The organism is Pseudomonas sp. S36 (assembly GCF_016647875.1).
GTDB classification, from domain to species: domain Bacteria; phylum Pseudomonadota; class Gammaproteobacteria; order Pseudomonadales; family Pseudomonadaceae; genus Aquipseudomonas; species Aquipseudomonas parafulva.
The window spans coordinates 20,911-40,232 of sequence record NZ_JACVVG010000020.1; the positions used below are offsets into that span (position 1 = coordinate 20,911).

Here is a 19,322-nt window from a genome sequence, read left to right on the forward strand (position 1 = left end):
CGAGTCGGGCAGAGTTCAGCCGGATGATGCAGCGCCCCGGTTGGCGAATATTAGCGACAAGCGCTAGCTGCAGCCTCGAGTAAGCGCTCGTAGCCAATACGTTGCCGGCGCTCCGCCAGGAGGGCCCGCACCTTTACTTCCAGGCTGTCGCTCTGTCGCAGGCTCGCAGCGGCCCAAGGCGGTACGGCTACGTCGGGAGTTCGGCAAGGAACCTGAACCGGCACCTCGACGCGCACCGTACGGATCCCCGGCTCGGCATGGCCTGCACAGCCCGCAAGCAGGAGAAAACCTGCGAGCACCCCCACCCCGTGCAGGGATAGCCTTGCAATGGTCATAGGCCAAGCTCCTTGTCGATGATCGCGGCTGCGACTGTGCACTGATCGCCGCCGGTCCGCTCCTGCTGTATGCGGTTGGCGGCCTGATAGTCGGCCTGGGCTCCGTCCTTCGCCGCGGCGACGGCCTGTTCGGCCACCGCTTGGCGTTGCTGGCCGGCCAGTTGCAGATCGCCCAGCGCCTTGCCCTGCTCAGTGGTCAGGGCAACTAGGTTGTCTCGGGCCGCCTGGCAAGCACCTGCCTTCTCGGCCATGGCCGCGACATCGGTGCGAGCATCCTGTATCTGGCCGTGTTGCCACCAGATGAAGCCGGCGGCGGCCAGAGCCAGTATGAGCCAGGGCGGTATGGTCTTGAGTGCAGCGAGCGCGGCGCTCATGCCAGGGCCCGCCGCACGCCTTCGTCGATCACCTCGGCCTTGTAGGGGTTACCACCGTTCTCGTGCACGATGATGCCCACCACCAACTCGCGCAGGGTATACGGCTTGGAGATGTCGATCGAGTCGCGCACGCCGACGCCCAGGCGCTTGGCGATGGCCTGCGCATAGGCATTGGTGTCGTTCTCACTCGCCGGCGCCCAGCGGTTGATGAATTCCAGCGGGGTGTCGATTCCAGGACGGCCAACGCCGGGCATCCCATCCTTGCCCCGATAGTTGAGCAGCAGCTTGCCCAGGGCACGGATGCCGTTCTCTGGATGGTCGAAGCGGGCGAAGCGCGGCTTGGCCACACCTACCTCAACGCCCAGTTGCCCTTGCCAGGCGTTGCGCGGGTTGTAATCGATGTTGCCGGGGTTGTTGTTGCGGACACCGCGGGGTGTAGTCATAGGTTTTCTCCAGGCGAAAAAAAAGCCCGCGCTGGGCGGGCTGGGTTTGAACGAGGCCGGTTAAGCGGCCGGGACTTCTGGCTCCGGCGCCGCCGCGGGCTCCTTGGCAGTGATAGATACCTTGGCGCTGTAGTCCTTCAGCACCTGGGCAACGCACACCTGGGCAGTCGGAAATTGGTTGAGGATTTCACGGGCGCGGGCGTCCGCTTCCTCCTGGGTGGCATAGCGAGTTTTGTTGGCCGCGTCGTAGTCGTTGGCCAGGTTGATGGTTACATATGGCATATAAATTTTCCTCATTAAATTTTACAAATTAGTCACATCGATAAAAAGCATGTTTCCACCATCGTAAATGTTGGCGGAATCTGGCGGCCTACTGGTCCAAGGTTTGGATGTTGCTTGATATTGAGCATAGCCAGCACTCTTTGAAATTTGGCCGGGCGTGGAGGTAGTAAACATTGGGCCTTGGAACCGGATATCCTGAATCCAAAGATCTGTGCCACCACCCCCACCTCCGCCACCCCCAGAAATGTAAGAGGACTCAATTACGTACCCACCCCATTTGCCGAATGCAATTGCATAATTTCTACCGCCAGCCATAGCCCATGTTTGGGCGCCAGCGGACGGTTGAAATGGCTGCGAATCTCCAACACGCATAAACGCTGATGCTGCGTCAAAGACTAGCCCCCCAGCGGCGTTGAAAATCTGCATACCGGCATTACTGCCGGATGGCGGACCAGGCTTGAATCTATAAGCGGTAATCTGTTGATTGGCAACTGTTGAAGCAATGCCAACAAGATAGGTATCACCTCCGTTGAGTGAGAAAGTTTGAGCGAATACAAAGGGTGATGGAGAGGCGAAAGCGACGATCTCCCCACGATTAACTTCAAGCTGAATTCCGGTAAACCTCTGGTACGAAGAGGAACCGCCGCCACCATTTGCGACTAGTGTGGTTTTTGAAACGAGCTGGTAATTGACGAATCTCTCGTCAATTTGCAGCCGATTGGTATCACTTGTGAATGACTGAAAGCCAGCTCCCATTACCAAACCCCATAGGTGATTATAGTTCGCTGCTGTTGGGAGCTGGAGAAACTCCAGCTCAATGTCGTGCCAGATATCGAGATGGTCGGGTAATAACCCAACATGGTTTGGACGTCGATGCCAATTGGCACCCCGTGCCACCATGGAGTGCCCTCTGCAAACTGCGGGACATTGATCGACCCGCTAACGACGCCAGTATCAACTGAGCCCAAGCTAAGCCCAAGCCGATCGTTGAAGTCGATGATCAACACACCATTGGCATCGAAAACTTGAAGGCCTTGTGGCATCACTATCCCCCTGAAGAATGCGGACCAAAACCCGCCTCACTTATTACCAGACGCCCATCCGCACCCGTCTTACGCCGTCAACCACCACATCAATACCATTGACATCAATCATCGTGTAGGTATTGGCGCGAGTTGGATGACGCATGATGATTTGTGCGGTACGCGTGATCATCTGCATAAGAGGCAATCCCTGTGCGTTGACCAACGAAGAGTTTATATCGGCGGAAACCAATGCGCTTTGCACCGACAACTTAGAAACAAACGCCTCATTGATGAACACCTGCCCACCCTGAATTGAGAATGGATTCACAAACCCGTTACCACTTGGGTTTAAGATCGCAAACTTATCCGCCATTACAGCGAAGGTGGATTGCAGCACTCCGCCCCCATTTTCTACCCCCAGGCCAAACCCAGCAGCCACGTATTGCCCACCAGCCGTGACTTGGAGCCGCACCGAATACGAGGCGTTGACCTTGTTATTCAAGCTGGTCTGCGCCGTGCTGATCTGCTGCACTGATGCGTTGGTGCTGCCCAAGTTGCTCTGGACAGTGTCAACGCGTTTGCCCAAGGCAGTGTCGGCATCGGCTCGCGCCGTAACCTCGCTCTGAACTGCTGCTGCAGCATCATCAGCCTTCGCCTGCGCGGTGGTGATGCGCGTGCTGAGTGCTGAATCGGCATCAGATCGGGTTTTGGCCTCGTCCTGAATTGCGGCGCTGGCATTCCCTACCGAAGTGAGCAGGCCATTGATCCGCTGCGTTTCAGCTGCCAGCTTGTCGCCCTGCTGGGTGACGGTAACGCTCAGCGAGTCGAAGGCCTTGCCCGACGCCGCGACAGACCTACGGCCGGCAGCAATGTAGGCAATGTCCACCTCCCCGTTGGCATCGCCGGAATTGAACATGTCCAGGCGGATAGCCCAGATCTTCTTCCCGTTCCAGCCAGCGTGGCCGGACAAATCGAACTCGATGTCCTGCCAGTCCCCAGTGGAGGTGCTGATAGGCCAGTTGAACCGCCGAGCCTCAGCAAGCCCTCCATCCTCGTTGGCCCAGTACATGGCCGCACTGGTACGACCGGTATTGCGCCGGCGCAGCCTGATGCGGATCAGCGGGTTCTCACCACCGTCGATCACCGGGAAGGTGTTATTCACCTGGAACGTGGTGTATTTCGCGATGGTGACGTATTGCGGACCTGGGGTCAGGGTCGCGCCATCGGTGTTCGACTTCCATCCCTGGGTAGAGTTTGTGAACTCCCACGTCTGCCCTGCCACGAACGGCAGAGCGGTGCCTATCTTGGCCTCAAGGTTGGTGATGCTATTGGACTGAGCCGTGAGGCCGCTTTCCGTGGCAGCCACTCGGGTGGCTACGCCATTCAGTGCCGCGGTGGAGGCTTTGCTGGCCAGGCCAGTGGAGCCATTGTTGACGCTGTTCTCCAGGCTGGTGGTTCTGCTGGACACCGAAGTGAGGTCCTTGCCCTGCTGGGTCACGCTGGAGGTCAGGCCGTCGACGGCAGTGGATACGGCCCCGATGGCATTGCTGTCCACCTGCCCGCTGTCTCGCCAGCCGCTGGCTCGCGCCCCTACTTCCAGTTGTGGCCTGGCAAGTTCGACATAACCGGATGCCACCGCGCCCGTGGTGCTGTAGATGCGGTAGTACAGGTTGCACCCCGCCGCGTTGGACGGAGACACAGCGGAATACTGCACACGCTGAGTGCCCTGGTTGATCGGCACCAGCGGCGAAGCAGGTGCACTGATGATCGCCCCTGACGCGTCTACCCACTGCATGAAGATCCTGAGCGACAAACCACTGGTGCCCCTGACGAAAATGGACGTGGTCAGCGTCTGGTTCGGCCCTACCTTGGGCCTGCGGGGGGTTCCGGTCACTGTCGGGCGAAGCGATTTGTATCCCGATGAGGTGTTAAACCCTCCCGAGGCCTCGATGCGCTGCGCCTTTTCACCAGCGTTCATCCATGAGGTGACCAAGGCATCGGTGGTAGTCACAGATCCCTCAGTTTCCCAGCCATCAGCCGAGCCAGCGGGCCCGCCGGCCTTTGTGAAGGCCGGGTTGTACAGCAGGTTTTCGCCACCGATATCGCCAATGCTGTTATCCAGCTGGGTCAGTTGGCTGGAAGCGCTGGTGAGGCCCGCTTCCGTCAGCCCCACGCGCCCGATAAGGGCGGACGTGGCAGCGGCATTGGCCGTGATGTCTGCTGCGTTGACCCGGCCGTTATCCCGCCAACCCGTCATTGCGCTGCCCAGTTCCAGCTGCAGGCGGTCCCACTCACACCAGCCAGTTGTGCTGGCCCCGTTCAGTGGCCCCCGGATCCGATAGATAATCCTCACCGAAGCGGTACCCGCCGGCGCCGGCGCCGACGTGCGGCTGAAGCGCTGCCAAGCCTCTGGTGCAATGGAGGCATTCTGCGAGCTGGCTCCGTCCGTGCTGATGTTTGCTCCACTGGCGTCCCGCCACTGGAAGAATAGCTGGGCGATCAGCCCGCTCGTTGCCCGGAAATGCCCGGAAAGCGTCAGAACCTGGCCTTCTGAGACCCCTGGCCATTTAGGTGTGTCCTGCACCAGGTCGACGTAGCTCCCAGCACTTGGGATAGTCAGGCCCAGGCGCAGCGCCTTTCCGGAGGGGTCGAGTGTGGATGGCACGAACACAGACGTCAGCGCCGAACCGGAATTGCCTAGCGCCCAGCCATCGGGCAGCCAGGCCGTGGTCGGGTTGACCACTTCCAGCGACGGGTTGTACAGCAGGTTCTCCCCGCCAATCTGAGTCAACGACGTGTTGATGCCTGTGATGGCCTCGCCGGCGGCAGTGATCGCCGCCCCCTGCTGCTCCACCTTGTTGCCCAAGGTCTGAACTGTGGAGGCATCGGCCTTGGTTTCCACCTTGCTCAGGGCACTGGCAGCCGCTGCCGCTGCGTCGGTGGCTACCTTGTCCGTGACGGCCACCCATGCGGTGCCTGACCAGCGCTTCGGCGTATTGGCGTTCCCCGTGGTGTCGATCCACAGGTTCTGCGCCAGACGTTTGTCAGCCGCAGGCGCGGCAGATCCGTAGATCACCTCACCTTTGGCGCCGGCTGCCGTTGCAGCCGCCTGCGCAGCCTGCTGTGCAGCGGTGACGTTGCTGTTGGTGGTGGTAAGCCCACCCTGCAAGCTGACGATCGACTGACCCTGGGTGGCGAGCTTTCCTTCGGCCTCGGTCACCGCGTTGCTCAGGCTGAATACAGCCTCCGCCGACGCGGACGCGGAACGCCGGCCCGCGGCGATGTAAGCGACATCAACCTCACCGGTTGTATCCGCAGCGTTCATCATGTCCAGGCGGAGGGCATACATGCTCTTGCCGGACCACCCGGCCTGGCCTGACAGGTCCAACTCGATGTCTTGCCAGTCAGTGGTGGTGACGCTGATCGTCCAGTCCAGGCGCCGAGCCTCCGCCAAGCCGCCGTCTTCGTTGGCCCAGTACAACCGTGCCACGGTCCGCGTGGTGTTGCGACGACGCAGGCGGATGCGCAGGTAGGGGTTCTCCGCACCTGGTAGCACAGGTGTGAAGCTGCACTGCAGGCTTTGGGACTTGGCCATGGTCGCGAACAGCGGCCCGGCGGTGAACGTAGAGCCGGAAGCTGTAGCCACCCACCCACGGGTAGAGCCGGTGAACTCCCAGGACTTGCCCGCCACGAATGGCTGGGAAGCGCCGACGCTGTTCTTCAGCTGGGTGATGTCGCTCCCCTGGCTGGTCAGAACGCCTTCGGCGCTATCTACCCGGTTGCCAAGCGACTGCACCGCCGAGGCGTCAGCCTTCTTGCTCACGCTGTCGGTCAGCGAAGTCAGGGCCTGGCTCTGCGAAGTCAGCTGCTGATCCTGGGCTTTGTCCTTGTCTTCGGTCGCCGTAACCCGGCTGGTGACCTGTTGCAGGGCCTGCGAGCTGGCCTTGCCGTCGATGCTGGTCTGCATGCCGTCCATGCGGGTGGCTTGCGACATGAGCTTGCCCTCGGCATCGCTGACCCGGGTGGTCAGGCTGCTGACTAACGAAGCATCGGCCTTGGTTTGCGCCAGGGCAAGCGCGCCAGCGGCAGCTGCGGCAGCATCGGTGGCTACCTTATCCGTCACGGCGACCCAAGCCGACCCACTCCAGCGCTTCGGCGTGTTGGCATTGCTGGTGGTGTCAATCCACAGATTCTGCGCCAGGCGGTCAGCGACCGCAGGCGCTGCCGATTGAACGATGACCTTGCCCTTCCCGCCCGCCAGGGTGGCGGCATCCTGCGCAGCCTGCTGGGCAGCCGACACGTTGCCGTTGGTGGTGGTGAGGCACGACTGCAGGCCCGAGATCTGCTGGGCCTGGGCCGAGGTGGCGCCCTCCAGGGTCTCAACCTTGGTTTCCACGGTCTGGACGCGTGCGGCCATCCCGTTGGCTGTAACCACTGCCTGCCCCACGTCCGTCCAGTAAGTGGTGTTCGGCGGCGGCGTGTTCAGCGGCACGGCCTTTAGGGCCTGGTACAACTTACCATCGCTGCCCAGGGCGCTCTGCCCCACGCTGTAGGCCTTGTCCTTACGGTACGGCAGCGAGCCGGCCAGGGCAGAAACGTTCGCAATCTGCTGCTGCAGGTCAGCCTTGGCCGCCGCCACGTCGCCACTCACCGCGGTGATCTGCTGCTGCAAGTTACCCTTGGTGGTGCTAAGGGCGTTGTTCACGTCGCTGATTTGCTTGGCCAGCTCGGTCTTGGCGGTACCGATCCGCTCGTTGACTGAGCCCGGGCCGTTGCCATCGATAAGAGCGATCTTTTCGATCTTGCTGGTGAGCTCCTTGCCAAGCTCGCTCTCGGTGACCTGACCCTTAATCTGCTCGAGGATCGGGCTGGCATCGGCACTGGCCATGCCGGAAACCACCGTTGGCGCCACCGGGAAGAACGGGCCCACGTTGCCGGACCGGTCTACCAGGCGCGCCCAGAAGAAGAACCGCTGCCCGGCGCGCAGGCCCTGCAGGACGTGCTCGTTCTGCGGGTAAGCCAGGTCTGCCAATTTGGTGGCCGCGCCCAGGTCAGTGCCCTGGCTGTACCACAGTTCGGTGCGCTCGGTGTCTTCGGCGCCGGCAGGCAGGCCCCACTTGATATCGATACCGAACAGCAAGCTCTCGGTGGTCAGGAACGTGACCGCCGGCGGCAGACCTTCCTTGCCGTTCAGCTGAGTCAGGTCCGAGCTCTTCCAGATTGACGTGATATCGAAGGCACTCACAGAGCGAACTCGCGCCAGATAGGCGCCAGCGTAGATCCCGACCACGTCCACAGACGCGGCACCAGTGCGTTGCAGGCGGATCCAATTGCCGTTGTCCTTGCGCCACTCAACATCGTATGCAACGGCGCCCTGCACCGCCGGCCAGGCGATGGTCATGGTGCTGACCGCGATGCCCTGGTCGATCATGTGGCCAGACGACAGCGATACGCTGGCCGGAGGCGCCACGGTGGTCACCGGAATGACGCTGATCGGACGCTCGTCCAGCTTCGCACCGGTATCGATCGCGGCGAACTTGCTCGGGTTGAACTCGAGCGCGGTGATTTCGTAGTTGCCCCCCTGGGTGCGGGTGGTCTTGAGCACCCGGAACAGCTGAACCGCCAGGTCGTCGTAGTCGATCGCCCACTGCAATTCAGGTTCGGGCTGCAGGCTGTACTCGGTGGTGACGGTCACCGCCCGGCCCGCGACGGAGTGCACGGTCCGCGCCTGGGCGGTACCGTTGGGCAGGTTCACGATCAGCCGGTCGCCGGCCTTGATCGGGGTGTCACGGTCCAGCGTCACGACGCGGCCAGCGGCAGAGGAAATACGGCCGCCGTTCGGCCGGCCTGCCACCAACTCGTCCGCCACTGGGATAACGAACCCAGGCAGCGGGATACGACCCTCCATGCCGGTCTTGAACGTAACGGTGCGGTCCTGGCTGTTGCTCAGCAGCGCCCACTTACCACGGCGCTGGGCCTCGGATGCCCGAGTGCAGCCAATCGCGGAAAGCTCGATTGGGCGGTCCCGGTACCGGCGCTGCAGTGCGTTGTCGGTCACCGGAATGACATCGGTGTCGTAGTTGTTGGCCGGGTTGTCATAGCTGACCAAGGCGCGACTGTAATGCGTGCTGCGCTCGGCTCCACCATAAACGAACTCACCGTCGATCACGTTCGACCTGGTGAAGACGTAGTCGATGTCCTGCGCGCGCGGCATGTCGGCCTGCATGAACAGCGAACCATGGGCCCAATACACCATGCCCCGATAGATTGCAGACAGGTCACGCAGCAGCGTCCAGGCCTCGGCACGGCCCTGCAGGTTCATGTCGCAGAGGAAGCGCGGCTCCTGGCCGCCCACACCGTTCGGCACAAGCTGGTCGCAGTACTGGGCGATGCGGTACATCTCCCACTTGTCGACCATCCACGGCTTGATGCGCTTGCCCAGGCCGAAGCGGTCTTCCACGCACAGGCCATAGGTCACGAAGGCAGGGTTGTTGGTCCAGGCCAGTTTGAAAGTGCCGTCCCACACACCGCTGTAGGTGCGGTTAATCGGGTCGTAAGTGCTCGGTACCGGCCAGCGCTTGGCCTTGCACTTCACAGTCACCGCCGGGATGTTCTGGAACTGCTGGGCATCGAACTCGATGTACAGCAAGGCGGTGTTGGGGTACCGTAGCTTCTGGTCGATGATCTCGGTGTAACCGGCGACAGTCATTGTGTCGGCCACGGTGCCGCTGTTGACGTTTGGAGTGATCCGACGCACGCGCAACATCCAGCCGGAGGTTGCCTTGGGCAGATTGACGCGCACAGACCGCTGGTATCCGGTGGTGGTCTTGCCGTCCACAGCGCCCACGCTCGCTGCCACGTATGCGCCGCCGTCGGTGGAGATATCGATCGCGTACTCGATCCGGTAGCCGATGGTATCGCCGTTGCTCTCTTGCTTGGCCAAACGCGGCCAGACCATGCGGACGCGCACGGCCGACAGCTGAGTATTGCTCAAGGCCCGGGTAAACGGGTTATCGCTGCGCAGCTCTACGTTGACGGTGGTCTCGTTCTCCACCGCCGGAATGCCCTGGATGTACCCCTGTTCCACGGAACCCGAGCGCCACTCCCACTTGACGCCAGGGAAGTTCACGTTGCCGCTGGCGTCCGCAATCGGGGTGTTGTCGAGGTAGATGTCCCGGTCGGTGGGCACCCCATCGAATTCGCCTTCGCCCACGGCCAGCAGGATCTTGGCGATGTTCGTGGAGCGCAGGCTGTCCGGCGCTTCTACTGCCTGCTTTGGCTGGCTCTCGCCACCCTTGGCACCGACAATTTCCAGGTGATCTACTGGGCCCATGCTTTCCTCCGGGCGAAAAAAAACCGCCAACTGGCGGTCTGTGCATTCTTTTGGCGCTATGCCTTGTCCTGTGCCTCGATTGAGGCGGAGATAATCGCCCCACCCCAGCGTCGTTCCCCGATGCAGATCGGAACGGGGTTACCGCTTGCGGTGGTGTTCTTGGCGGAACCAAACGCGTAACTCGGCAGGTTTTCCGGCGCCGCACTTTGGGATAGGCCCTTGGCCTGGGGGCTGAGCATTTGAATTACGCCGCCAGCAACGAGTGCAATACCAGGTGCTGCAGCCGCCTGAAAACCGGGGATGAACGAGACCACAATGAGAATGGCGCCGATGATTGTTTGAAGCAGCCCGGCACGCTTTCCGCCCTGTACGACTGGGACGATCCTCAGCTCCTGAACCCCCCCTCTATCGAAATCGGACTCGCTCACGTTTTTCCCGTTACGGAAAATGGCGAATCTCATCCCAAGCCGATCCAGTCGTTTAACCTCTTCCTCGAAACCAGGAATGGTGACCTTTAAGGCCTTGAACGCTTCCCAAGCCTTCCCTGTGTCCAGAACCTTCGAGTGCAGCCTCCCAAACTTCTGCGCCAGTGATCCAGAGAGTTTGATGTTCACATGATGCTGAGCGAATGCCGGCATGATTCCTCCAGGCGTAAAAAAGCCGCCCGAAGGCGGCTGTATTCTTGGGAGCTACAAGCAATCTCTCGCAGCTTTTTCGATGGCGCTTCTACCGAGACCTGGGCTCCAGGCCATCCGTTGCTTGAGAGTCACAGCACTGCCCGATCCCGACTTGCGGATATCAAGCAGCTCATCGGTCATATTGCTTTGGGCAACCCATAGCCGATAGCCGTCTGAGTTCTCGGCCATCGCCGAGTCGGTGCGTGCCGCTTGCCACTTCGGAAAAACGCAAAGAGCGTAGGCCTTCGGGTCTTTTAAGGTAGTGGCCGAGATCGTCGGCTCATTCCTTTCGAGATCCGCAGGCGAGACGCACCCCGCCAGAAAAGCCAGCCCCATTGCCACGATCAAAATTCGCATGTGATTCCTCCTTGACGATCAGGGGAATCTACCACAGCGCTGCCTCCATCCAACTGCAAGCATGTGAGCACAGCGCCGGCACTAGCCTTGCTGCTTATGCCGGACGTAAAGCACTGGCGGCCCGCCTGATACAGGACGAGCCTGCAGCTCAAACGCGTGCGGATGACCTTTGATCAGATCGCTCAGTTTTTTGAAGCCATGAGTACGGGGATCAAATTCCGGTCGCAGTTTGGGAATGTTTGCACCCAGAGCACCCAAGTGGGCCCATCCATCTTCATCAGCTATGTCGTCGAGAATCTTAGCGATGAAGCTCACAGGCGCTTTTGGTTTCTTTTTCACCTCCGTCTTGGCCGTAGGTTTGCTAACCACGGTCGCATCAGCGGCCGAGTCAACCTCGGTAGTTGGGACTTCATCGCTGGAACTCGGGATGTCCACACGCAGCAACTCGGTGAAAACGAACTTGTCGCAAGCCGCGACAAAAGGCCTAGGGGTCTTCTCTTCGCCGAAACCGTAAACGGTGAGGCCTTCTTCACGCATCCTGGATGCAAGCCGAGTGAAGTCGCTATCACTGGAAACCAGGCAAAACCCATCGAAACGACGGGTATAGAGGAGGTCCATCGCATCGATGATCAATGCGCTGTCTGTGGCGTTTTTTCCCTTGGTGTAAGCGAATTGCTGGATTGGTTGGATGGAATGATCGAGCAGAACCTTTTTCCAGCCTCCCAGCTGTGGGCCTGTCCAGTCGCCATAGATCCGCTTGACGCTTGCTACGCCGTATTTGGCGATTTCTTCGAACAGCCCCTCAACGATGGCAGCCGGAGCATTGTCAGCATCGATCAGGACCGCCAGATGCTTTTGTGAATGGTTCGCTGCGTGAATAGCCATAGGTCGTCCTTGAACAAAATCCAACCATACCGCCAGTGGGTCGGGGAAGCCACGCAGTAAAGCTAAAAGCCCAGTGCAGGGCTGGGCTTCGAGTAGGACGATTAGCAGCGTTCACGCCGTTCCTTCAAGAGAGCATCTGCAATCTCTGCTGCCCTCTTAGCGGTCGCTTTGTTGTGGGCATCATCGCTTAAACCAGATGTCAGCCTCAGCGCGCTAGAAATAGCAGCAGCAGCAAATTGGTCCCAAGCTTGAAGTTCGGTATCAGTTTTCACTTTTTGAGCCATGACCTAGCCATCCTTGATAGGGAGGATGAAACGCTACCAGTTTGCCATCAGCAATATCAAGCTCTCTGACTGTCCTTCTCGCGTGGACAGAAATCCAGTACCTGGAAGTAGTACTACTTAGTAGCGTTGTGCTTCCCTACGACCCGCCCCGGTCCGTTGCCGGAAAGCCCATGGACTGGGGCGTAACGACCTAGAAGGTCAATGTGAGCGAGCACTACCTAATCCAGCCGGAACAAGCTATCTATCAGCTGACGAACGCTGTGATGGCCCTGGCTAAAGTATTGGCCCAGGCAAGCCCTGAGCAAACCCAGGGTTACCTGGCGGCAGCTGTTGAGGGATCCAGAGCGAGCGGGCACGGAACCGACTTGATCGAAGAGATCTACCGAGCTACCTTCCCAAACGCTAAGCCAACTGTGGTACTGAGCCCGGAAGAGTTCGCTAAGAAACAGCGCGAATTGGGTCAGTAAGCCTAGCTCCGGTGATGGTCGAAGCGGAGATCAGCGCTTTGCTGACGTAGACCCGGCCGTCGCCACCCACTACAAACTATTTAGTAACAGGCTTCACCCTCGATTTGCGCTTGGTCATAGTGCCTCCTGCGGCCGTGCCGCTTCATTTCGCGTCCCGATGACGCAACACAAGACGCGCTCGGTCGAGCCATGGGCCGCCGAACACGATAATTTCCGATGGCCGCCCCAGCAGATGGTGCAGCATGAAGGGGCCCGGTCCAAACACCTGGGCTACCTCGCCTGGTAGTTGGGCACTGTCACCTAGGTAAATGCCCGCATGGTTGGGGTGGGCAGTGCGCCCAACCGCCATGACGATCAAATCACCACGCTTCGGCTCGCTCACCCGGTGGAAGCCGGCAGCTTTATAGGCCTGCTCGTACAGGCTGGGGCCGTCAGCGTTCTCCCACCAGCCCTCTTCGCGGGCGTAAGCGGGAAATACCAGGTTCCATTCTCGCTGGTACCAGTCGGCGCAGGTCTGCCAGCAGTCCCACGCACCGTGTACGAACGGACGACCAAGCAGCGGTGTATGGCCGGTAGGCGTGATCGTGCGCAGGTCGCCCTCTGGCCAGGACAAGATGTACCAGGGCAGGCCCGTGGCCTCGCACATGGCAAGGTCCCTCGGAGACGGCCTGCTGGTGGCGTCAGGGTGCGAGTGAACGATTCCAATCACCTCGCCCAAGTCTTCCGCCTCGGCGTACTGCTCTGGTGCAATCCTGAATTCCTCAGTCGGATCGTTGGATGCATTGGAGCATGGGTGATAGACCTGCCGGCGGCCAACTTGCAGCAGCAGGCCGCAGCACTCACGTGGGTATTCAGCCGTTGCGTGCGCCTGCACGGCGGCGAGAATGTGTTTGCGCATGGTCAGCTCCGGGCGATCAGCGAGACTGCAGGGAAGCCGCCGAAGGGAAGTTCGTTGCCCTGGCCATGCCGGACGGTGCACCCAGTGTCCAAACAGCCGTTGCATTGGTCCTTGGCCGGGTCCGAGGTCGGGTTCCCATCCATGTCGTAGTAGGGCCCGGTATAGCCACAGTTTGGCCCACGGTACCCTGCCGTCATCGCCCAATGGCATAGCTGCGTCATCTGACGCCCAATCGTCTCGCCACCCACATCGCCCGGGCTTGCAAGCTCCCAGGCTACAGTCGTGCCGCTCTCGGACACTTTCTGGTCGATGTACCAGACTTCGATTGCCTCCTCTGCCGGATCTGCGGAGGTGTTGCCGCCTGGGAAGTTCGAAGCGTCCAGGTACTCGGCGAAGGTGTGCCGCATGGTCAGCTTGAATTCGAGCAGGTTGTCGAAGGCCAAGCACAGCGCGGTGATCCGGCCATTGACGTTGCCCACGCTGAACGTCGGTCGCACCGCGGTGCCGTCGGAGTTCGCCTCGATGCCTTCAATCTGCACTGGCCAGGCGCTGTACTCGTTGCCCTGCCACCAGATGGACTTGGCCTGCAGCTGGTCGGCATTGGCGCCGGCTGCTCGCAGCTCCTCGGGGGTATGAGGAATTGCGTGGCCATGGAAGCGCAGAGTGTCGGCGCCGAAGTCGGAACCGTCGAGCTCGAACAGCAGCACCTCGTTGCCAGGCTCCAGGGTCTGGATGTTCTTGATCAGTGACATGCTGGTTCCTTATGGGTGAAAAGCCCGCTCCAGGGTGGCGGTTACTCTGAAACGACCACCACCCACCGGGGTAGGCTTGGGGTCTTTGCAGGTGAATAAACCAAGATCCCCGAGCGGCGTGGTCCACAGAAAAGCCTTAGCCCCGCCGTGCCTGTCGAAAAACTCCATGACTTTGCGTACTTGGGCCTTCGTGCCGGTGAAGGTGATGGGGTAGCTGTCTTCCTTGTTGTTGGGCCCGTCACCAACCACCTGCCGGTACCCGCCCCCAAACCGGGATTCGCGGGTGCGATAGCTGATCTCAGGGGTTTCCCCACGCTGCGTTGGCCAGCTGAATTTCTCGATGGCCATCAGCGCCTCCCGGTAGTGTTTCGATGGCTGACGCCACCTGGACGCCATGAATCAGCGACCGCTTTTTCGGCAGCCATCTGCATTTGTTTTTGCATGTTCTGCTGGAGCAGCGTTTGATCGAGCTGCATGCCCTCGCTGCTTCTGTCCTCCATGACCAGGCTCACAGGTGCGGATACGCTGATGGACGCGCCTGACTGAGACCGTCCAGATACCTGACGAGGAACCGGCATTGGCGAAACCAGGCCACCGTCTGCGTAGCCGCGGCTATTGAGAGCTGACAGGTAGTCGAGCATTCCGGGCTGGCTGACTACCTCGCGGCGAAGCACAAACTCACCAGCGTGGACGATGCCGGCAGGGTCATACTTGCCGCCCGCACCGGTGTAGCCGCCGTCCGAGAATCCGTATGCAGACGAGTAACCAGCTTGAGAGGCTCCGAGATTTGAGGAAACCGCGCCCGCCGAGCCGGCTTCCATACCATTACCCCCGCCACCGCCAAAGTAGGCGGATGCCGCAGTGGCGCCCCAGCTCACCAGACTGCCAAGCAGCCCAGAGGCAGCGCGCTGCGTCTCGATCCGGACCATGTCAGCCAGGATCGACTTGGTGAAGTCTGCAAACGAGAACTTGCCTGTCATGGCGAAGTTGACGACTGCATCCTCCATCGAGCTGAATGCATTGGTGAACAAGGATCGCGTCTGCCCGGCTACATCCCGGGCCTGCTCCAGATAATTCTGGAAGGCAGACGATGCACCCTTGCGCCAGTCGCCCTGCGCGGCCGTCATCTGGTCGTAGTTGGCGATGGTGGTTTCCTGCAGGTCCTTCTCGGTTTTGTTCAGGGCCGCCAGCTTCTGGTTGTACTCATCAAGGCTCATGCCGCGGGAGCCGTCGCCGTACTGGTTGGCCAGGTCCAGGCGCTGTTGGTTGATGCGATCAGTGATTCCGTACTGCTGATCCTGCAAGCCGCGCTGACGATCGCCCAGTCCAAGACCGTCTGCGGAGCGCTGTCCCTGCAGCCTCAGCGCTGCGACCTGCTGGTCGAGGGCGTCCGTGTAGGTCTGCACTGCCCTGGCCTGCTTAGCCAGCCGGCCCTGCTCATTGGTCGCCAGCACCGAAAGCTCGGTATCGGCGTCCTTCTGGGCCTTGACCATCGAGGCACGCGCATCGGTTATCTTCTGGTCAAGCTGGATGCGCTGCTGCGCGCTGGTGCTGCTGCGCCCTTTTGCCTGCTCAAGCGCAGCAATCTCTTCCTCGTAAGCATGCGTTACATCGGACTTCTGCTGCTCGATGATCGCGGCACGCTGCGACGCGTAGGACTCCTGAGAGATCAGACCGGCCTTCAGTGCGGCGTCCAGTTCCTTCTGGTGGTTCTTGTACTCGGCCTGGATGGCGGCAAGAGCGTTTTTCTGGGTGTTGAAGCCCGTGAGATCGACCGGTGTGGTGCGGCCAGCCGCGTCCTTGAACTGCTTGGCGATGTCAGCCTTTACCTTGGCGATGTTTTCAGGTTTCAGTCGCTCATCTTCAGGGTTGACCTTGCGGATCGCCTCCAGGGATTTGGTGTATTCCTTGAGTGCGTCCTTGCGCTTCTCGGCGTTGGTCCGAGCAGACTTTTCCAGAGCGTCAATCTTGCCGATGGCGACAATGGCCGCCTGTTGCCGTTGGGCATCTAACTCCTGGGCTCTGGCAATCGCCTGTTGTGTGTCCCGCTGCTGAATCAGGCCTTTCAACTCAAGATTAGCGTTGGTCAGCTTTTTCTGAGAATCGCTGTCGTCCTTGTCGGCATTGACGGCGCTCTGGGCCGCAGCTACCTGGCGCTGCAGTTCAACGATTCGACTGGCAATATCCTGCTCTCGGCCAATGTTTTTGACCGAGTCAACGGTGGCAGCTACCTCCCCTCGTAGCGCTTTCCAGCCGCGCTCCCAGATCGACAGATTTTCGGTGACCTCCTTGCTACGATTCTTGATGGTATCGACGTAGGTGTCGGTGAGCAGCTTGGTCGCGCCGATGGTGTCGCCCTGCTCTTTCAACGCAACGATCTGCGAGTACGTCGAGGCGGTCAGGAAGTTGTACTGCTCGTTCAGTTCCTTGGCTGCTGCGACCGGGTCCTTGCCGATCTTCACGAACTCGGCCACGGTCTCCTCGACCGCCTTGCCGGTGGCCGAGCGCCACTCCAGAGCGGCCTCTGTGATCTCTACGAAGCTATCAGAAGCGACCTTCCCGCTACCAGCCAGTTGGGTGAGCACCTCCGCCGCAGCGCCGGTGGTGCCAACAGTGGCCGCAACCTCGCGCGCCATCCCCGATAGGCGGTCCGACGTAGTTCCGGCGGCATTGCCGGTCGTGATCAGCGCCTTCTGGAATTCGACGGCCTCCTCGCTGCCCTTGTAATAGGCGTATCCAAGCACGCCCGCAGCTGCAGCCGCGACCGTGAACGGGTTCACCAAGCCAAGCACATATCCGCCGAGGGCCTTGATGGCCGGCCCAACGCCACCAAACATGTCTTTCAACTGCCCACCCTGCTGGAGCAAGACAGTGAGCGGAGCCTGGCCGCCCTGGAGAGACACGACGATGTCAGTGAATTGCGCGGGGACCCCGCGAAGCGCGGCGGCGGTTGCCTTGGCCGACATGCCGGTCTTGTTCAGCGCTGTATCTGCGCCGCCCAGGGCCGTGCGCGCCTGATCGATCTTTGACTGGTACTCGCCGAAGGTTTCAGCATCCAGCGCACCGCTCGCACGGAAGCTCTTCAGCCTCTGTTCCATCTGGTCCAGACGGCCCAGCGCAGCGACGGTCGGGTCGATCTTGCCCAGCAGCTCTTCCAGCGCCTGACCTTCTTCCCGATGAGCGCCGGCAGCCCTCCTCGCCGCCTCAGCCTGGCGCTCTTCCGTTGCGATAAGGGCTTGGGCCCGGCTGTTGATGGCCGCCTGACGGCTGGCGCTATCTGAGAGCACGGCGTTCGCCTGGCCGGTGACCTCCGCGCTCTGCTCAGTAGCCCGATTGAGCGTCTGAACATACTGGCTCGCCTCCAAAGAGGCTTTGGCCACGGCCAGAATCCTGGCCTGTTGCTCATCAGCGGACTCGGCGGCGCGACGGCCTGCTTGGGCACCGGCATCCGTGGCGGTAGTCAGCGCCTGCTGGACTTGCCCGGCCTGCGCAGCCTCAGCCCGAAACGAGCCCATGTTCGCTGCAGCGCTGCTGAATGCCGTGGATGCGCTGGTAACGGCGCGGCCCACGGTGGCCATCTGCTGCGCGAGTTCGGCCTGTTTGGCGTTGAGCGATTGCAGCTCCTGCACGATCTGCCGGGTGTCACCCTGCAAGCTGCCCAGGGCCGTTTCCCAGGCGCGACCAGTTCGCCCAGCCGACTCCTCGCTGCGCTTGCCGGCGTCCGTCAGCTGGTCGAGGTTATCCTTGGCCTCGATAGCATCACCGGAATCGATCTGAAGACCGAGGGAGGCAATGGTGGTCATGATCTACTCCATGGATTCGGCCATGACGGCCAGGGCCTCGACTTCCATCACGCGGAGATCGGGAAAAATGTCGGGAAGGTCGCGGTGCTTGATGCCCAGCATTGCGGCTGTTGTGGGAATGGCCGCGTAATCCAGCCCGGACGGGCCACCGGGGCCAACCCGCCATTGCGTGCCCATTGCGTCGAATAGGCGGAAGGCAGACCAGGCATCCGGCCACACCTCTACCTCATCTTCCGCAATGTCTGCCAATGTCAGGCCTAGAGCCGCTAACTGCTCGGCAGAGGGACCCTGCTCATAGCACGCCCGGGCGGCCGCCTTCAGTTTCCCAGGCGGGCTGGGCTGTAGGCAGCCTGGAAGGCGTCGATGACGGCCTTTGGCGCCCCTGTACAGGTACGCACCAGATCAAGGATCGCTTCCTGGCTGAACTTGTCCTCCAGGTCCCACCCGGTGACGATTTCGCCCAGTTGCTCAGCCTGCAGGGCGATCTCGCCGGCTGTCACCTCTTCCCAGGTGGCGTTGTCTGCCTTGGACTTCTCTGCCCAGGCGTCGCGCGCCTTGTTCCAGCGATCAAACATGCCGGCCAACGTCACGCGGTCCATGTAGCGGAACTCGAACTCCACCGGCACCGACTCTCCACCGATTCGAGGCACTTGCACCTCGGCAGTAAAGGTCGGGTTCTGCGCGATTTTGATCTTCGCCATGAGGTTTCCTTAGGCAGCAGCCAGGTAGCGAACCGGACGACCCGAGAGCGCGATGCTGATGGTTCGGGTCATCAGGTTGTTGCGCTCCATGGTCGGAGTGGTGGTGATGCTCACGTAACCCGGATAGAGGATCTGGTCGCCGTTGGGCAGCTTGAGGCGGACGACCGTCAGTTCTTTGCTATCACCGTAGGCTTCAACCAGGCCCACGTAAGCAGCGGCTGGCTGATCTTCGACAGTGATCGACAAAGTGATGGGGTTGCGGTTGGTGGGGAACTGGCGATCGTCGTCGTCCTCCAGGTACCCGACGGTGAGGTACTGCTGCTCGCCGCCGGATGAGTTGAAGGCGGTCACCTTTGAGATCTGCGCCCAGTTGGTCACCGGGATCACAGACCCAACACCTGCGCCGGCGGTGTACTTTTCGGCGTTGGTGGTGTTCAGGCCGGCCATCGAGAACTTGTCAGCGGCAACACTGGCAGCGCGGACCGCGCGATCGTTGATAAGCGACCAGCCAGAACTGACGACTAGAACGTCGCCGTTCTTGATGTTGTGCCCTGCGGCGGTGGCCACTGGCGGTGCAGCATTGGTCAAGGCAGTAAAGGCAACGGCAGCGGCAAGGACGCTGGCGATTTCCAGTACAGAGCCGTTTGGCAGCGGGACGCGTGCGGCCATGGGATATTTCCTCTTGAAGTTTCGCCAGGTGGCGGAT

At 60.9% G+C, this 19,322-nt stretch carries 18 protein-coding genes; 1 reads left to right on the forward strand and 17 read right to left on the reverse strand.

What is annotated here, in order from left to right:
- Positions 1 to 50 precede the first annotated feature (50 nt).
- From IAE36_RS23680 to IAE36_RS13260, 10 genes are all read right to left on the reverse strand, one after another.
- Positions 51 to 335 (reverse strand): hypothetical protein, encoded by a 285-nt coding sequence (locus IAE36_RS23680; RefSeq protein WP_236408877.1) that lies wholly within the window; start codon positions 333 to 335, stop codon positions 51 to 53.
- A complete protein-coding gene (locus IAE36_RS13220) occupies positions 332 to 709 on the reverse strand; it encodes a hypothetical protein (protein WP_201212831.1) in 378 nt (125 codons plus the stop codon). The genes IAE36_RS23680 and IAE36_RS13220 overlap by 4 nt, the downstream gene beginning before the upstream one ends.
- Positions 706 to 1,152, reverse strand: a complete 447-nt coding sequence (locus IAE36_RS13225; protein WP_201212833.1) for a structural protein P5 — start codon at positions 1,150 to 1,152, stop codon at positions 706 to 708. Before IAE36_RS13225 ends, IAE36_RS13220 begins: the two co-directional genes overlap by 4 nt.
- Before the next feature lie 60 nt (positions 1,153 to 1,212).
- On the reverse strand, positions 1,213 to 1,434 hold the full coding sequence (locus tag IAE36_RS13230; RefSeq protein ID WP_201212835.1) for a hypothetical protein: 222 nt from the start codon (positions 1,432 to 1,434) through the stop codon (positions 1,213 to 1,215).
- 21 nt (positions 1,435 to 1,455) lie between these two features.
- Entirely contained in the window at positions 1,456 to 2,190 is a 735-nt protein-coding gene (locus IAE36_RS13235) for a hypothetical protein (protein ID WP_201212837.1), read from the reverse strand.
- A 330-nt stretch (positions 2,191 to 2,520) separates the two neighbouring features.
- Positions 2,521 to 9,792: a TipJ family phage tail tip protein gene (gene gpJ / locus IAE36_RS13240; protein WP_236408879.1), complete on the reverse strand. Its 7,272-nt coding sequence runs from the start codon at positions 9,790 to 9,792 to the stop codon at positions 2,521 to 2,523.
- 56 nt (positions 9,793 to 9,848) lie between these two features.
- Positions 9,849 to 10,430 (reverse strand): tail assembly protein, encoded by a 582-nt coding sequence (locus IAE36_RS13245; RefSeq protein ID WP_201212839.1) that lies wholly within the window; start codon positions 10,428 to 10,430, stop codon positions 9,849 to 9,851.
- 51 nt (positions 10,431 to 10,481) lie between these two features.
- A complete protein-coding gene (locus IAE36_RS13250; RefSeq protein ID WP_201212840.1) occupies positions 10,482 to 10,826 on the reverse strand; it encodes a hypothetical protein in 345 nt (114 codons plus the stop codon).
- 81 nt (positions 10,827 to 10,907) lie between these two features.
- Complete coding sequence (locus IAE36_RS13255; protein WP_201212841.1) at positions 10,908 to 11,711, reverse strand: NYN domain-containing protein; 804 nt, start codon at positions 11,709 to 11,711, stop codon at positions 10,908 to 10,910.
- A gap of 101 nt (positions 11,712 to 11,812) precedes the next feature.
- Complete coding sequence (locus IAE36_RS13260; RefSeq protein WP_201212842.1) at positions 11,813 to 11,995, reverse strand: hypothetical protein; 183 nt, start codon at positions 11,993 to 11,995, stop codon at positions 11,813 to 11,815.
- A 203-nt stretch (positions 11,996 to 12,198) separates the two neighbouring features.
- Here IAE36_RS13260 and IAE36_RS13265 point away from each other — a divergent pair, with 203 nt between their 5' ends.
- The gene (locus IAE36_RS13265) at positions 12,199 to 12,462 is read left to right on the forward strand and encodes a hypothetical protein (RefSeq protein ID WP_201212843.1); all 264 of its coding nucleotides are present in this window, start codon (positions 12,199 to 12,201) and stop codon (positions 12,460 to 12,462) included.
- A 142-nt stretch (positions 12,463 to 12,604) separates the two neighbouring features.
- On the opposite strand, the gene IAE36_RS13270 is transcribed toward IAE36_RS13265, so the two are convergent.
- From IAE36_RS13270 to IAE36_RS13300, 7 genes are all read right to left on the reverse strand, one after another.
- Positions 12,605 to 13,360, reverse strand: a complete 756-nt coding sequence (locus IAE36_RS13270; RefSeq protein WP_201212844.1) for a C40 family peptidase — start codon at positions 13,358 to 13,360, stop codon at positions 12,605 to 12,607.
- 2 nt (positions 13,361 to 13,362) lie between these two features.
- On the reverse strand, positions 13,363 to 14,112 hold the full coding sequence (locus IAE36_RS13275) for a phage minor tail protein L (protein WP_201212846.1): 750 nt from the start codon (positions 14,110 to 14,112) through the stop codon (positions 13,363 to 13,365).
- A gap of 9 nt (positions 14,113 to 14,121) precedes the next feature.
- Positions 14,122 to 14,460: a phage tail protein gene (locus IAE36_RS13280; RefSeq protein ID WP_201212848.1), complete on the reverse strand. Its 339-nt coding sequence runs from the start codon at positions 14,458 to 14,460 to the stop codon at positions 14,122 to 14,124.
- Entirely contained in the window at positions 14,460 to 17,915 is a 3,456-nt protein-coding gene (locus IAE36_RS13285; RefSeq protein ID WP_201212850.1) for a phage tail tape measure protein, read from the reverse strand. The genes IAE36_RS13280 and IAE36_RS13285 overlap by 1 nt, the downstream gene beginning before the upstream one ends.
- A 3-nt stretch (positions 17,916 to 17,918) precedes the next feature.
- Positions 17,919 to 18,164, reverse strand: coding sequence for a DUF1799 domain-containing protein (locus tag IAE36_RS13290; protein ID WP_442967456.1), 246 nt, complete (start codon positions 18,162 to 18,164; stop codon positions 17,919 to 17,921).
- Positions 18,165 to 18,232: 68 nt separating this feature from the next.
- On the reverse strand, positions 18,233 to 18,616 hold the full coding sequence (locus IAE36_RS13295) for a phage tail assembly chaperone (protein WP_201212852.1): 384 nt from the start codon (positions 18,614 to 18,616) through the stop codon (positions 18,233 to 18,235).
- Between the two features lie 9 nt (positions 18,617 to 18,625).
- Entirely contained in the window at positions 18,626 to 19,285 is a 660-nt protein-coding gene (locus IAE36_RS13300; RefSeq protein WP_201212854.1) for a phage tail protein, read from the reverse strand.
- Positions 19,286 to 19,322 lie beyond the last annotated feature (37 nt).

Excerpts from the sequence above, each read along its gene's own strand:
- IAE36_RS13245 (WP_201212839.1), bottom strand. The coding sequence starts at position 10,430 with ATGCCGGCATTCGCTCAGCATCATGTGAACATCAAACTCTCTGGATCA.
- gpJ (WP_236408879.1), bottom strand. The coding sequence starts at position 9,792 with ATGGGCCCAGTAGATCACCTGGAAATTGTCGGTGCCAAGGGTGGCGAG.
- IAE36_RS23680 (WP_236408877.1), bottom strand. The coding sequence starts at position 335 with ATGACCATTGCAAGGCTATCCCTGCACGGGGTGGGGGTGCTCGCAGGT.
- IAE36_RS13250 (WP_201212840.1), bottom strand. The coding sequence starts at position 10,826 with ATGCGAATTTTGATCGTGGCAATGGGGCTGGCTTTTCTGGCGGGGTGC.
- IAE36_RS13300 (WP_201212854.1), bottom strand. The coding sequence starts at position 19,285 with ATGGCCGCACGCGTCCCGCTGCCAAACGGCTCTGTACTGGAAATCGCC.
- IAE36_RS13225 (WP_201212833.1), bottom strand. The coding sequence starts at position 1,152 with ATGACTACACCCCGCGGTGTCCGCAACAACAACCCCGGCAACATCGAT.
- IAE36_RS13270 (WP_201212844.1), bottom strand. The coding sequence starts at position 13,360 with ATGCGCAAACACATTCTCGCCGCCGTGCAGGCGCACGCAACGGCTGAA.
- IAE36_RS13235 (WP_201212837.1), bottom strand. The coding sequence starts at position 2,190 with ATGGGAGCTGGCTTTCAGTCATTCACAAGTGATACCAATCGGCTGCAA.
- IAE36_RS13275 (WP_201212846.1), bottom strand. The coding sequence starts at position 14,112 with ATGTCACTGATCAAGAACATCCAGACCCTGGAGCCTGGCAACGAGGTG.
- IAE36_RS13255 (WP_201212841.1), bottom strand. The coding sequence starts at position 11,711 with ATGGCTATTCACGCAGCGAACCATTCACAAAAGCATCTGGCGGTCCTG.
- IAE36_RS13260 (WP_201212842.1), bottom strand. The coding sequence starts at position 11,995 with ATGGCTCAAAAAGTGAAAACTGATACCGAACTTCAAGCTTGGGACCAA.
- IAE36_RS13220 (WP_201212831.1), bottom strand. The coding sequence starts at position 709 with ATGAGCGCCGCGCTCGCTGCACTCAAGACCATACCGCCCTGGCTCATA.
- IAE36_RS13280 (WP_201212848.1), bottom strand. The coding sequence starts at position 14,460 with ATGGCCATCGAGAAATTCAGCTGGCCAACGCAGCGTGGGGAAACCCCT.
- IAE36_RS13285 (WP_201212850.1), bottom strand. The coding sequence starts at position 17,915 with ATGACCACCATTGCCTCCCTCGGTCTTCAGATCGATTCCGGTGATGCT.
- IAE36_RS13295 (WP_201212852.1), bottom strand. The coding sequence starts at position 18,616 with ATGGCGAAGATCAAAATCGCGCAGAACCCGACCTTTACTGCCGAGGTG.
- IAE36_RS13230 (WP_201212835.1), bottom strand. The coding sequence starts at position 1,434 with ATGCCATATGTAACCATCAACCTGGCCAACGACTACGACGCGGCCAAC.